The sequence below is a fragment of the Polynucleobacter sp. AP-Latsch-80-C2 genome (genome assembly GCF_018882185.1).
Lineage (GTDB): Bacteria > Pseudomonadota > Gammaproteobacteria > Burkholderiales > Burkholderiaceae > Polynucleobacter.
Window position 1 is genome coordinate 1 of the sequence record NZ_JACVOY010000003.1, and the last position, 13,375, is coordinate 13,375.

General features: G+C 45.3%; 17 protein-coding genes and 1 pseudogene. 17 read left to right on the forward strand and 1 reads right to left on the reverse strand.

Annotated elements, in window-relative coordinates:
• The 14 genes and pseudogenes from ICN47_RS12935 to ccmI all read left to right on the forward strand — a co-directional run.
• A pseudogene (locus tag ICN47_RS12935) lies at positions 1-120 on the forward strand (IS30 family transposase); the annotation flags it as partial.
• Between the two features lie 27 nt (positions 121-147).
• Positions 148-702 carry a flavodoxin family protein gene (locus ICN47_RS04290; protein ID WP_216218669.1) on the forward strand — a complete coding sequence of 185 codons (555 nt, stop codon included), beginning with the start codon at positions 148-150 and terminating at the stop codon, positions 700-702.
• On the forward strand, positions 702-1,250 hold the full coding sequence (locus ICN47_RS04295; RefSeq protein WP_216218670.1) for a cytochrome b: 549 nt from the start codon (positions 702-704) through the stop codon (positions 1,248-1,250). Before ICN47_RS04290 ends, ICN47_RS04295 begins: the two co-directional genes overlap by 1 nt.
• Positions 1,251-1,252: 2 nt before the next feature.
• Positions 1,253-1,825: a YceI family protein gene (locus tag ICN47_RS04300; RefSeq protein ID WP_216218671.1), complete on the forward strand. Its 573-nt coding sequence runs from the start codon at positions 1,253-1,255 to the stop codon at positions 1,823-1,825.
• Between the two features lie 19 nt (positions 1,826-1,844).
• Positions 1,845-2,420: a YceI family protein gene (locus tag ICN47_RS04305; protein WP_216218672.1), complete on the forward strand. Its 576-nt coding sequence runs from the start codon at positions 1,845-1,847 to the stop codon at positions 2,418-2,420.
• A 193-nt stretch (positions 2,421-2,613) separates the two neighbouring features.
• Positions 2,614-3,261, forward strand: coding sequence for a cytochrome c biogenesis heme-transporting ATPase CcmA (ccmA, locus tag ICN47_RS04310; RefSeq protein WP_216218673.1), 648 nt, complete (start codon positions 2,614-2,616; stop codon positions 3,259-3,261).
• The gene (ccmB, locus tag ICN47_RS04315; protein ID WP_216218674.1) at positions 3,258-3,923 is read left to right on the forward strand and encodes a heme exporter protein CcmB; all 666 of its coding nucleotides are present in this window, start codon (positions 3,258-3,260) and stop codon (positions 3,921-3,923) included. The genes ccmA and ccmB overlap by 4 nt, the downstream gene beginning before the upstream one ends.
• Complete coding sequence (locus ICN47_RS04320) at positions 3,920-4,696, forward strand: heme ABC transporter permease (RefSeq protein ID WP_216218675.1); 777 nt, start codon at positions 3,920-3,922, stop codon at positions 4,694-4,696. Before ccmB ends, ICN47_RS04320 begins: the two co-directional genes overlap by 4 nt.
• The gene (gene ccmD, locus ICN47_RS04325; RefSeq protein WP_216218676.1) at positions 4,696-4,884 is read left to right on the forward strand and encodes a heme exporter protein CcmD; all 189 of its coding nucleotides are present in this window, start codon (positions 4,696-4,698) and stop codon (positions 4,882-4,884) included. The genes ICN47_RS04320 and ccmD overlap by 1 nt, the downstream gene beginning before the upstream one ends.
• A complete protein-coding gene (gene ccmE, locus ICN47_RS04330) occupies positions 4,881-5,315 on the forward strand; it encodes a cytochrome c maturation protein CcmE (protein WP_216218677.1) in 435 nt (144 codons plus the stop codon). The genes ccmD and ccmE overlap by 4 nt, the downstream gene beginning before the upstream one ends.
• Positions 5,312-7,231, forward strand: a complete 1,920-nt coding sequence (locus ICN47_RS04335; RefSeq protein ID WP_216218678.1) for a heme lyase CcmF/NrfE family subunit — start codon at positions 5,312-5,314, stop codon at positions 7,229-7,231. The genes ccmE and ICN47_RS04335 overlap by 4 nt, the downstream gene beginning before the upstream one ends.
• Positions 7,228-7,758 carry a DsbE family thiol:disulfide interchange protein gene (locus ICN47_RS04340; RefSeq protein WP_216218679.1) on the forward strand — a complete coding sequence of 177 codons (531 nt, stop codon included), beginning with the start codon at positions 7,228-7,230 and terminating at the stop codon, positions 7,756-7,758. The genes ICN47_RS04335 and ICN47_RS04340 overlap by 4 nt, the downstream gene beginning before the upstream one ends.
• Positions 7,755-8,225 carry a cytochrome c-type biogenesis protein gene (locus ICN47_RS04345; RefSeq protein ID WP_216218680.1) on the forward strand — a complete coding sequence of 157 codons (471 nt, stop codon included), beginning with the start codon at positions 7,755-7,757 and terminating at the stop codon, positions 8,223-8,225. Before ICN47_RS04340 ends, ICN47_RS04345 begins: the two co-directional genes overlap by 4 nt.
• A complete protein-coding gene (gene ccmI / locus ICN47_RS04350) occupies positions 8,222-9,412 on the forward strand; it encodes a c-type cytochrome biogenesis protein CcmI (protein ID WP_216218681.1) in 1,191 nt (396 codons plus the stop codon). Before ICN47_RS04345 ends, ccmI begins: the two co-directional genes overlap by 4 nt.
• Positions 9,413-9,421: 9 nt before the next feature.
• On the opposite strand, the gene ICN47_RS04355 is transcribed toward ccmI, so the two are convergent.
• On the reverse strand, positions 9,422-10,177 hold the full coding sequence (locus ICN47_RS04355) for an SDR family oxidoreductase (RefSeq protein ID WP_216218682.1): 756 nt from the start codon (positions 10,175-10,177) through the stop codon (positions 9,422-9,424).
• 113 nt (positions 10,178-10,290) lie between these two features.
• Between ICN47_RS04355 and ICN47_RS04360 the strand changes: the two genes are divergently transcribed.
• From ICN47_RS04360 to ICN47_RS04370, 3 genes are read left to right on the forward strand one after another with little or no spacing between them, the layout of a single operon-like run.
• Positions 10,291-11,592 carry a TAXI family TRAP transporter solute-binding subunit gene (locus tag ICN47_RS04360; protein ID WP_216218683.1) on the forward strand — a complete coding sequence of 434 codons (1,302 nt, stop codon included), beginning with the start codon at positions 10,291-10,293 and terminating at the stop codon, positions 11,590-11,592.
• Positions 11,593-11,602: 10 nt separating this feature from the next.
• Positions 11,603-12,577 (forward strand): tripartite tricarboxylate transporter substrate binding protein, encoded by a 975-nt coding sequence (locus ICN47_RS04365; protein WP_216218684.1) that lies wholly within the window; start codon positions 11,603-11,605, stop codon positions 12,575-12,577.
• A 36-nt stretch (positions 12,578-12,613) separates the two neighbouring features.
• Positions 12,614-13,369 carry a 2OG-Fe dioxygenase family protein gene (locus ICN47_RS04370; RefSeq protein WP_216218685.1) on the forward strand — a complete coding sequence of 252 codons (756 nt, stop codon included), beginning with the start codon at positions 12,614-12,616 and terminating at the stop codon, positions 13,367-13,369.
• Positions 13,370-13,375 lie beyond the last annotated feature (6 nt).

Sequence of the window (13,375 nt, forward strand, 5' to 3'; positions counted from 1 at the left end):
GATAAGGAGCTTAGAATGATCCAAGACCGTTTAAACAACCGACCTAGAAAACGATTAGGATTTAAAACCCCCAATGAAGTATTTATGCAGTCCTTAAACCGTGTTGCACTTCGTGTTTGAATCTACGTTTTTAAAAGGAAGATTGATATGACTAAAGTTGCAGTGGTATTTCATAGTGGCTATGGCCATACCGTAAAACAAGCGGAAGCAGTTGCTAAGGGTGCTAACGGTACTTTGGTGGCAATTGATGCAGAGGGCAATATTACCGATGCTCAGTGGACAACCCTGAATGAGGCTGACGCGATTGTTTTTGGTTCACCAACATACATGGGAACTGTGAGCTGGCAATTTAAAAAGTTTGCTGATGCTAGTTCTAAGCAATGGTTTTCTCAGCAGTGGAAAGATAAGGTATTCGGAGGCTTTACGAACTCGGCAACAATGAATGGTGATAAGCACTCTACATTGCATTATTTCTTCACATTAGCGATGCAACATTCTGGTTTATGGGTTAGCACTGGCTTAATGCCATCAAACTCTAAGGCGGCTAAACGTGATGATATTAATTACGTTGGCTCCTCTGCTGGCGCGATGATGCAAACCCCTTCAGATGCTAGTGCAGATGAAGTGAATGCGGGAGACTTAGAGACAGCTCGTTTGTACGGAGAGCGTATTGGAAAAATTACGAAGCAGTTACGCGGCTAATGAATCAGGCTCGATACTCTGCAGTTGCGATCTTGTTGCATTGGGTAATGGCCTTGTTGATTTTTGCAACCTGGACCATTGCCATTGCCGTGAGTGACTTACCGATCAGTCCCGCCAGAATTGCTGGGATTAGTTGGCATAAGTGGCTTGGGACCTCTGTCTTTTTCTTGGTGATGATTCGTATTTTGTGGCGAGCAACTCACCCGGCACCAAAATTAGTTCTGGCCATGCCTTTTTGGCAAGAAAAAATAATGCACTTGACTCATGTTGCCCTGTACTTGTTAATGCTCATTATTCCAGTGGTGGGATGGTTAATGAGCTCTGCTAAAGGCTATACGGTCAATTACTTTGGACTATTTGAGCTGCCCGATTTAGTGACTCAGGACAAGGCATTAGGACATTTGCTAAAAGAGATTCATGAAACGCTTGCAAACACATTAATGATCTTGGTAGGACTGCATTTTTTAGCAGCGCTGAAGCATCAATTAATTGACAAGGACAATTTACTCACTCGCATGTCATTTCATCGGGGTAAAAAAAGGGATTAAAAATGAAAATACAACGAATCATATTGAGAAGTTTTCTTTTAGCTACACTTTCTCTTTTGCTAATCCCAGTCTATGCTGTCGAGTATTCCGTAATCGATACCGCTCAAAGTAAGATTAGTTTTAGTAGCAAATTGATGGGTTCTAATCTTAATGGCTCTTTTGGCAAATTTTCAGGAAAGTTGAATTTCAATCCCGAGGAGCCTGAAAAGGCAAAGGCAAATCTTGTGATTGAGATTGCAAGCTTCAAAGCCGGAGGTGACGACTTGCAAGAGGAGGCTAAAGGTAAGGATTGGTTCAATACCAAGCTTTTTCCAAACGCTACTTTTGTGACTGATTCGGTAAAGAGCCTTGGCGCTGGTCGCCTTGAGATTCATGGTGTACTGGCAATCAAAGGAAAGGCGATGCCACTAACCATGACGGCAAATTATCAGCAGCAAGGCAAACAAATCGTTTTTGATTCTGGATTTCAAATATTGAGATTGGAATATGGTTTAGGTGCAGGCAACTGGTCAGATACCAATGCTGTTGCAAATGAGGTCCCTGTCAAAGTTCACTTAGTTTTAAATCAAAAATAATTTTTTAACGGAGAAATACATGAAATCTAAATTACTTATCGCTTTACTTGCCACTATTGGTTTGAGTGCAGCTGCATTTGCAGCGCCAGTTACTTACACAACTGATGCCAATCATACCTTTGCCCAGTTTGAATATAATCATTTGGGATTCTCAAAACAAACCAGTCGTTTTAATAATGTAGCTGGTACAGTGACTTTGGATCAAGCTGCAAAAAAAGGCAGCGCTGACATCACAATTGATACTAAGTCTGTTGATACTGGATCCACGTTTTTTAATGGTCATATTCAGGGCGAGGATTTTTTAGCTACCACTCAATTTCCTACTGCTACTTTTCAGTCAAACGATATGATTTTTAAAGGCGAAAAGCCGGTAGCATTGAAGGGTGTGCTGACACTTAAGGGCGTTAGCAAACCTGTGACTTTGAAGATCACGCATTTTGAGTGCAAAAAGCACCCAATGACTGGCGCCGATTATTGTGGCGCAAATGCCGAGGCCTTAGTCAAGCGTACCGAATTCAACATGGGCAAATATGCACCTAATGTAGGTGATGACGTCACAATCATGATTGCGATTGAGGCTGCTCATAAAGACTAAGAGTAATTAGTCACGTAATTGAATAAAAGACCACCTTCGGGTGGTTTTTTATTGTCCTTAAGACCCCTTATAATTCTATAAACTCATGAATTTAAAGATAAAATTCATCTTTTTGCGATTCCCGTTGGTTTGACACACTTCATGGGGTCTTGGACAATGCCTGTAGTGGTTTGATTCAAGCCTACGATATTTCATGACAGCCACTCTTTCACAGACCTCCAATACATCGAATGATGTACTTCAAGCGCGCGCACTGAGCTGTGTGCGGGGTGAGCGACAGTTATTTACTGGTCTGGATTTGGTGGTACATGCGGGCGAGTGTTTGCATGTGCGGGGCGAGAATGGGGTGGGTAAAACCAGTTTATTACGTCTCTTAACCGGTTTATCAAAGCCTGAGTCAGGCGAGATTTTTTGGAAACAGCAGGCGATTGCTGTGGAGCCTGCGCAGTATCACCGCCAACTATTATTTCTTGGTCATCGTGATGCCTTAAAAGAGGATCTCACTGCTTTAGAAAATCTAGAAATGTATGCAGCAATTGATGACGTTGTCCTTTCCCAGGAGCAGGCGCTGTCTTCTTTATGGCGCTTTGGATTGCGTGGTCGAGAACATTTGCCAGTGAGTTGTTTGTCCGCAGGTCAAAAGCGTCGCGTCTTGATGGCGCGCATGCTTACACGTCAAGCCAGGTTGTGGATATTGGATGAGCCATTTAATGCTCTTGATGTGAATGCCATCCATGCTTTACAAGCTTTAATTATTGAGCACTTAGAGGGCGGTGGCTTGGTGATTTTAACGAGTCATCAGGAGATAGATATTCCGAATATGAAGGTGTTGGAGTTATGAGCGCCTTCTTAGCAATCATTCATCGAGATCTACTGTTAGTGATGCGCCGTAAGAGCGAGGTGCTGACAGCGCTTTTCTTCTTTGTGGTGGTAACCAGTTTATTTCCACTGGGTATCGGCGCAGATGCGGCCCTGCTGCGGAAGATTGCGCCAGGTGTTTTGTGGGTGGCCGCATTACTTTCAACGCTATTAGGTTTGCAAAGAATGTTTGCGGCAGATTATCTGGATAGCGCCTTGGAACAGTTGGTCTTATCCCCACAGCCGCTAGTGGTATTAGTTGCCGGGAAGATTGTGGCCCATTGGTTGGTGTGCGGTTTACCTTTGGTCTTAATAGCGCCCATTATTGGTATTCAGTTTGACTTGGATGCGAGCTCGCTCTATGTTCTGATGGGAACCCTTCTGCTGGGAACGCCAGTACTATCCTTGCTGGGCTCCATTGGCGCCGCACTAACCTTAGGTGTTCGAGGCGGCAGCGTATTGATGAGTTTATTGATCTTGCCGCTCTATATTCCTGTGCTAATTTTTGGCGCTGGAGCGGTTTATGCCAATAGCGTGGGATTGGATATCACAGGGCATTTTTCACTCTTGAGCGCCTTATTGATTTTGGCTTTAGCATTTGTACCTTGGGTGAGCGCCGCTGCCCTAAAGATTGCGATTGAATGAGTAAGCAAAATAATTCCTCTTTTTCTAATAACCGCTTGATTAACTGGTTTAAGTTATCTAGCCCGAGTACTTTCTATCCAGTAGCTGGAAAGCTTATCCCAATTTTTTGGGTGCTTGCTGCAGCATTTGGTATTGCAGGTTTATGGATTAGTTTTTTTGTCGCCCCTGTCGATGCAGTGCAGGGTCAGGGCTATCGCATTATTTTTATTCATGTGCCTGCATCATGGATGTCGATGTTCATCTATCTTGTTATGGCAGCATGGGCGGGGCTCGGTTTAATTTTTAATACCCGCCTTTCTGCCATGATGGCTCAAGCTTTAGCTCCCGTGGGTGCGTGGATGGCATTTCTATCTTTGTGGACTGGTGCCTTTTGGGGAAAACCCATGTGGGGTGCTTGGTGGGTGTGGGATGCACGCCTCACCTCAGAGCTGATTTTGTTGTTTCTGTATTTGGGGTTCATTGCACTCCAAGCTTCTATTGATAATCCCCGTCGTGCAGATAAAGCCGGAGCGATTCTGGCTTTGGTAGGTGCTGTCAATGTACCTATTATTTATTTCTCAGTGAAATGGTGGAATACCTTACATCAAGGTGCGTCCGTTTCCCTAACAAAGGCTCCGGCGATGGCACAGACCATGCTCTGGGGTATGTTATTAATGTCATTGTGTTTTTGGATGTACTCCATTGCAGTAGGCTTGATGCGCGTCAGAACGCTCATTCTTGAGCGCGAATCTCATACAGATTGGGTGCGACAATTGAATGGGGTAAAACGCTAATGTGGAATAGTCCTTCAGAATTCTTCGCTATGGGTGGATACGCACTCTATGTATGGAGTAGTTTTGGCATGTGTGCACTGGTTTTATTGTTGGAGCCGCTCGTGATTCGAGCGCGTAATCAGGCGGTGATACGTAGGTTGCATCAACAATTATTAGCAGAGCAGTTTGATAAAGAAAGTGGTCAGTGAAGCCTAGATATAAGCGTGCCTTATTAATTGTTGCTGCATTAGCAGTGATTGGAATCGCCGCGATGTTGATTCTCAATGCGCTCAATAGCAACATCGCTTTATACGTTACCCCAAGTGAAGTTGCTGCAGGTAAGGCGCCACGTGGACAAGCATTCCGCATCGGTGGGATGGTAAAAGATGGTTCCTTAAAACGGGATGGTTTAACAGTGCACTTTGTGATTACTGATTTAGTGAAAGATATTTCTGTAGCCTATACCGGCATCCTCCCAGATTTATTCAAAGAGGGTAAAGGTGCAGTGATTCAAGGGCGACTCGAAGCTGATGGTCAGTTCATTGCCAGTGAAGTGCTTGCTAAGCATGATGAAAACTATATGCCTCCAGAGGCAAAGCATGCCTTGGAGCAAGCTCAAAAAAATGGAAGTACTAAATGATTCCTGAATTTGGGCATTACGCATTAGTACTGGCGCTTTGTATTGCAATCATTCAGGGCGTATTACCCCTCCTCGGTGCACATCAAGGTCGGCGTGAATGGTTAATGCTAGCGCGGCCCGCTGCGCAAACCGTTTTTCTTTTGCTCTTGATTGCGTTTATCTGTTTGGCATGGAGTTTTTACGTCAATGATTTTTCTGTACTCTACGTAGCTGAGCACTCCAATTCCCAATTGCCTGTTGTTTATCGTTTGGGTGCCGTTTGGGGTGGCCATGAAGGTTCACTCTTGCTGTGGATTTTTTTACTAAGTACTTGGACTATTTTGGTTGCCCAACTCTCCAAGGCACTCGATGAATTCATGGTGGCGCGTGTGATTGGTGTTTTGGGATTGGTCAGCAGTGGTTTGCTCTTATTCGTTCTGTCCACTTCTAATCCGTTTACGAGATTGCTTCCAGCCGCTCCAGACGGACGCTCTCTGAATCCTTTGTTACAAGATCCGGGATTGGTATTTCACCCGCCGATGTTGTACATGGGCTATGTTGGTTTCTCTGTCGCTTTTGCTTTTGCAATCGCATCCCTGTTATCTGGAAGATTAGATGCCGCATGGGCGCGCTGGTCACGCCCTTGGACAACTGCTGCATGGATCTTTTTAACTTTAGGTATTGCGCTCGGATCTTGGTGGGCCTATTACGAGCTTGGTTGGGGAGGCTGGTGGTTTTGGGATCCAGTAGAGAATGCTTCCTTCATTCCTTGGTTAGTAGGTACAGCGCTACTTCATTCTTTAGCGGTTACTGAGAAGCGTGGTGGTTTTAAAAGCTGGACTGTGTTGCTAGCGATCACCGCATTTTCTTTATCGCTTCTAGGAACTTTCTTGGTTCGCTCTGGGGTGCTCACCTCAGTGCACGCATTTGCAACTGATCCTAAGCGCGGTATTTTTATTTTGATCTTCTTGTCTCTTGTGGTTGGATCATCTTTAACCCTCTATGCTTGGCGCGCTCCCAAGAGCACTATGGGTGGCAAGTTTAGTTTGAGTTCACGCGAGACTCTCATCTTGCTAGGAAATGTCTTCTTGGTGGTTTCGGCTGGCTCAGTATTACTTGGCACCTTATATCCTTTGCTAATCGATGCTCTTCACTTAGGGAAGATTTCGGTTGGGCCTCCTTACTTCAATAGCGTTTTTGTTCCCATCATGATTCCTTTATTGGTCTTGATGGGTATTGGTCCATGGGCTAACTGGAAAAACACAGATCTGATAGCTGTTGTGAAGCGTTTGTGGATTGCAGGTTTGATTGCTGTGCTGGCAGGTATTGCTATTCCTTTGATCATGGGCGAGTTCACTTGGTTAGCTAGTGTTGGTTTCCTATTAGCATTCTGGGTCATAGGCTCCGGCTGCTTACAAATTATTCGGCAAGCGAAAGCGGGTAAACCAACCCGTTCTTTTATTGGAATGCAGGTTGCGCATTTAGGTATTGCGGTATTCGTGATCGGCGTGACTATGGTTGGCGCCTATCAAGAAGAAAAAGATGTTCGAATGTCGGCTGGCGAGACTGTTCAAGTTGGCGGCTATCAAATTCAATTAGAGGGTGTGAAAGCTGTCCCAGGCCCTAACTATGATGCAATGCGAGGCATCTTTGTACTCAGCAAGAATGGTGCAAGCCCAACCATGCTGTATCCAGAAAAGCGTAGTTACTTCTCTTCAACCATGCCAATGACGGAGGCGGCGATCGACGTTGGATTGACGCGGGATATTTACGTCTCTCTAGGTGAAGAGTTGGAAGATAAGTCTTGGGCGGTTCGGGTTTACTACAAGCCTTTTGTAGACTGGATTTGGGGTGGTTGTTTATTGATGGCTTTGGGAGGCATCTTGGCGATCTCTGATAAACGATATCGCATGAAGCTTAAGAGACAAGCATCATGAAGGCCAAGTTTTTAATTCCTCTGGTGATCTTTATTATTCTGGTGGTCTTTCTGGCGATTGGTTTGAATCGCGACCCGCACGAAGTGCCATCACCACTGATTAATAAGCCAGCACCAGCTTTTGAGATCGCTCAATTAGAGCAACCCAATAAAATCTTTTCACCAGCCAGTATGAAAGGCCAAGTTTGGATATTGAATGTCTGGGCTTCATGGTGTGTTGCCTGTCGTGAAGAGCATCCTGTGCTCGTAGAGCTAGCAAAATCCCAAATTGCCCCAGTGATTGGTTTGGACTACAAAGACAAGCGGGAAGATGCTTTGGCCATGTTGAGTAGACAAGGCAATCCCTATACCTTATCCGCATTTGATGGAAATGGTCGTGTCGGTATTGACTACGGTGTATACGGTGTGCCAGAGACTTACATCATTGATAAGGCAGGCGTGATTCGCTTCAAGCATATTGGCCCCATCACCACCGAACTCTTAAGTCAGAAGATCTACCCTTTAGTGAGTGAGCTTAAAAAATCATGAAATCACTGCTGGGGATTCTGTTTGCTTGTCTTTGCTTAAACGCATCTTTTGCGAAGGATGCAGCTCCGCTCGCAGATGATCCTGTTATTGAGCAGCGACTCATTAGCATTTCCGAGGAGATGCGTTGCTTGGTATGTCAGAACGAATCTTTAGCTGGATCCCGCTCTGATTTGGCAAATGACTTGCGCAGAGAAATTCGTACTCTCATCCAAGAGGGAAAAAGTGATGATCAAATTAGGACCTTTATGGTTGAGCGCTATGGTGATTTTGTGCTTTATCGTCCGCCGGTCAAACCTATTACCTGGTTACTTTGGATTGGACCGTTTGTCATTTTGGTCATTGGGATAGTGGGTTTGCTGAGATATCTCCGTCGTAGAAATCAAGCAATGCCAAGTACAGCGCTTTCAGAGGCGGACAATCAAAAGATTGATGCTCTGCTCAATCAAGAGAAAAGAGATCTTCAATGACTAGTTTTTTCATCGCAGCCTTTCTATTGCTGGTGCTGGTACTAGTGTTACTGTTGCGTCCATTTTTATTTCCAGGTAAAACGCAGGCTACTTCGCGTCGGCAGATGAATGCTGCAATTTATCGCGAGGAGTTGGATAAATTAGAGGCAGAGCGGGTCGCAGGTTTGATCAATTCTGCAGACTACGAGATATCCCATGCTGAGATGCGTCAGCGTCTCTTTCAAGATACGAATGAAGAAGACGATCAATCCCGTTTAGGTTCAACGAAAAAAACTGCCATTAGCCTTTGTATTTTTATTGTGCTGCTATCGTCTGGTTTGTATTTTTCCCTGGGCGATGTCTATCGAGTAGCTCAGAAAAATAATGAGAAGCCTATTACTCAAGAGAATGTTGAGAAGATGGTTTCTGAATTTGCCCTCAAGATGGAAAAAGATCCAGGCAATCTGAAGGGCTGGGCGATGTTGGCGCGCTCCTATCGTATTTTGGGGCGCAATGAAGACGCGGCTAAGGCGTATGCTCGTGCAGGTAATTTTGTAGATACCGATCCGCAATTATTGGCTGACTATGCGGATGTTTTAGCTAGCAATGCCAATGGCAGCTTTGCTGGAAAGCCATTGCTCTTAATCAATCAAGCCCTAAAACTTGACCCTAATAACTTGATGGCGCTTTGGCTGTCAGGCACTGCTTCGTTTAGCGCGGCTAACTATAAAGCGGCTGTGCAGACTTGGGAAAAGCTTGCAGCACAATTGCCGCCAAACTCTGATGAATCACGAGCAATCGAGGGATCGATTGCTGAGGCTCGATCTAAAGGCGGTTTGGCTGCTAAGGCGCCAGTAGTTATCAGTAGTAAAGGCATTAGCGGACAAGTTGAGCTATCAAATGAGCTGAAATCTAACGTGAAGCCAGGCGATGTCGTGATGGTGATTGCACGTCAGGTGGGTGAGCGGATGCCGGTAGCGGTATTGAGAGTGCCTGCCGGACAATTTCCGATGCAGTTTGTATTAAATGACTCCCTGGCAATGAATCCTAGCGCTCCACTATCGAAGCTTTCTGAAGCATCTATTGAGGTCAGAATCTCTAGAACGGGAATGGCAAAACCTGAAGCAGGTGATTTAATTTCTGCTGTGAAAACGGTTAAAGTTGGTTCCGAGAATATCCAGCTCTTAATAGATCAGGTTCGCCAGTAACACTAAGGATTAGCCTCTACCAACAAAAGGCATCTTCGTGGCCATAATGGTCATCGACAGAATATTGCTCTCTAGTGGCAGTTGGGCCATATGAAGCACTGCTTCACCCACATGAGTGACATCCATGCGCGGCTCAATCTTGATGGATTGATCAGCTTGTAATATTCCGTTGGCCATACGTTCAGTCATTTCAGTAGCGGCATTACCGATATCAATTTGTCCGCAAGCAATATTAAACGGGCGACCATCGAGGGCAATCGTTTTGGTCAATCCGCTAATGGCGTGCTTAGTTGAGGTGTAGGGGGCAGACATGGGTCTTGGCGCGTGCGCAGAAATTGAACCGTTATTAATAATTCTGCCGCCTTGCGGAGATTGTGCTTTCATCATACGGATTGCCTCTTGTGAGCATAAGAATGCGCCGCAAAGATTAGCGTTGACGACATTCATCCATTGCTCGTAAGTGAGGTCTTCCATAGGGATGGCAGGAGCACCCATTCCTGCATTATTAAAGAGCACATCAATACGACCGAATTTATTTTTCAGGGCTGCAAATAAGCCTTTGACCTCTTCAGGTTTGCCGACATCACAAGAAACTGCGAGGCAGCTCTCATCGTTGCCGCCAATATCTAAGACGGCCTTTTGAAGCCTCTCCAGGTTGCGTCCAGTCAGTACCACATGAAATCCGCCTTTAAGGAGGGCTTTTGCGACCGCTTTGCCAATACCAGTACCGGCACCGGTCACTAGGGCTACTTTTGCTTGATTCATGGTGTTCTCTAGAGGGTCTAAAACCTCATCTTATCTCGATTTATTTAATTCGTTTTGATTCTTTTAGCAATTTCTAGGGTCGGGGCATAATGCAAAAAAGAATAGAGAATACGATGCGCTCCTTAAAAAAATACCTATATAACCCTTGGGCTATTGCTCTTGGTTTTTGCACACTCTTAGCCATCCTTTTTGGGGTTTTGTGGATTTTGGTTCCACCTCCGCCCAAGACCATCGAGATGGCGACTGGGTTTCCTACAGGTTTGTATTACCAGTTTGGCGAACGTCTAAAGTCTGAATTGAGCCAAGAAGGTGTAGCGCTCCAAGTAAAAGCAACCGGCGGAACCTCAGACAACCTAGCCTTGCTGAGCGATCCCAAATCTGGCATCGACTTTGCAATGGTTCAGGGTGGTGTCGCCGATACTAAAAATTATCCCAATTTAGTTTCTATTGCTGGAATGTTTTATGAGCCGGTATGGGTTTGGTATCGCGAATCTGCTTTTAAAAATGAGGGCGGTCAATTACGAGTGCTGAGTCAATTAAAAGGTAAGCATGTCTCGATTGGTAACGAGGGTAGTGGTACCTTGGCCTTAAGTCAGACGCTGCTAAAGGCAAGTGGGATTCCTGACAATGCCATTCAAGCTCAAAAATTAAAACCCGATGAAGCGATTAAGAATCTTATTAGCGGTGAGCTAGATGCAGCATTTATTGTGGCTGCAGCAGAAGCACCCGTCTTAGAAAAGTTTTATACGATTCCTGGTATTCGCTTAATGAATTTTGATCAGGCGGATGCCTATGCGCGTAATTTTCCATATCTCTCAAAGGTCAGCGTTCCCAGGGGCTTATTGAGTATTGAATATGACTTGCCGCGTCAGGATATACAGGTGCTTGCACCAACAGCAACTTTGGTAGCTCATAACAATATTAACCCTGCGATGGTGTCGCTGATATTGGGCGCGTCTTACGACATTTTGAAATCCTATTCTCGCTTGCAAAAAATAGGCGAGTTTCCTTCGAATGTTGGCTTGGACTTTCCATTGCAGGTCGATGCTGAAATCTATCTCAAGGATGGCCCTTCATTTTTGCATCGTAATCTGCCTTTCTGGACGGCTGTATGGGTAGGTCGTTTTATGAAGATCGTGATTCCTCTTTTGGTCATTCTGATTCCTTTTTTCACCTATCTTCCAGCCGCTACTAATTTACTGCTCAAACTAAAGCTTGCTCGGGTCTATGAAGAGCTCAAGGTGATTGAGAAAAATGCACTGAATCCCGATATGAGAGAAAAGAACTTTAAGGATTTGGATTCCATTGAGAAACGGGTGGGTAATATCAAGGTATCCAGGTTAGATGCCAAAGAGTTATATGACTTAAAGGGGCACGTTGGAGATGTGCGTAACCGCTTAAATCACATTAAATAACAAGGCAATAATGATCAAAAATCTACACCACTACGCATTAGTCGCAGTATTGGGATTGCTTGCATTGCCACTAGCAGCGCAGTCCCAGTCTTATCCTAATAAACCGATTTCTTTAGTGGTGCCACAAACTGCTGGGGGCACTAACGATATCGTAGCCCGCTTAGTAGCACCTGCGTTTGGTGAGGCAATCGGCGCTTCAGTCGTAGTAGAAAATAAGCCAGGTGCTGGCGGGAATATTGGCACACAAGGTGTGGCACGTTCGGCCAAAGATGGTTACACCTTATTGCTAACAATCAATAGTGCTCAAGCGATTAATCCTGCGCTTTATAAGAATCCCGGCTTTGATCCCATTAATGATTTTGTACCACTGTATTACATTGGTGCGACACCTTATGTTCTTGTCTCTCCACCAGGCTCTCCATATAAGACCTTGGCGGATGTCGTTGCAGCTGCTAAGAAAAGACCTGGTGAGCTTGCTTATGCCTCAGCCGGTAACGGCACCATTAGTCATTTGCTTGGGGCGATGCTCAATACCAGCGCGGGGATTGAGATGCAACATATTCCCTATAAAGGGGTTGCGCCAGCAATCAATGATGTTCTTGGCGGTCAAGTGCCTTTGGCATTTGCAAGCCTACCTTCAGCTTTGAATTACATCAAAGCAGGGAAATTACAGGCGATTGCGATTAGCTCGGCTAAGCGCTCTAGTGCTGCACCAGACATTCCAACGATTGCAGAAACCTATCCCGATTGTGTAGGGGAAGTATGGGTAGCGATCTTTGCACCGGTAGGTGTGAGTGCTGATGTGATTAAGAAAACCCAAGCTGCCATGGATAAGGTGATGGCTAGACCAGATGTCAGAGATAAGCTGGCTGCCCAAGGTTTGGATCTTAATCCTGTGCCCCCGTCAAAACTACCTGCTTTGCTAAAGGATGAGTTGGCCAAGTGGGTGAGGATTGTTAAGGTCTCTGGTGCCCAATTAGACTGAAAAAACTATTTTTCAGCATTGCCATAAAATGAGTTCATGACAATCTTGCCATTAACGCCGCCTTTAACGCAGACAAAAGAGCTTGCTGAGTCCCTGCGTACCAATGGATATGTGGTGGCTTCGGCAGAAACGGTTGCAGAGCTTGCTCATATTCCTTTATCTGGTTTAGAGGACTTATCTCAATATTGGGAAGGTTTACCTCGTGATCCTTACTTAAAGGATGGTGGACGCTATCGCTTTCGTCGTCATGCGAGTTATGAGATGAAGGGGGATGCGTTGTCCTTGGTTCCGCATCGTGCGCATTGGCAATCGCTTAACTACAACGCATTGCATGGTGGCATCGAGCGTTGGTTTGAGCCGATGCAGAGTCAGTTGATCGGTAATCCTGTATGGCAATCCTTGCTGCTGGGATTAGGTCAATTACTGAACGGTTTAAAACCAGTCAATACCTGGTTCATAGAGGCCCACCAATTTCGGATTGATACTACGGATGGCATCGGGCGACCAACGCCTGAGGGTGCACATCGCGATGGCGTAGATTTTGTCGCAGTTTTCTTATTGGATCGTGTGGGCATTAAAGGCGGCGAAACCAGAATCTTTGATGCTCAAGGTTCGGCTGGTTTACGTTTCACACTCACGCAACCTTGGTCTGTATTGCTGATGAATGACGAGAAGATGATTCATGAATCTACTCCAATACAGCCCTCAGGAGACTATGGCTATCGCGACACTCTCGTGCTGACTTATCGATCTAGCGGTTTTCAGGACTCACCGAATCGCAGTCAGCAATAAAGCAGA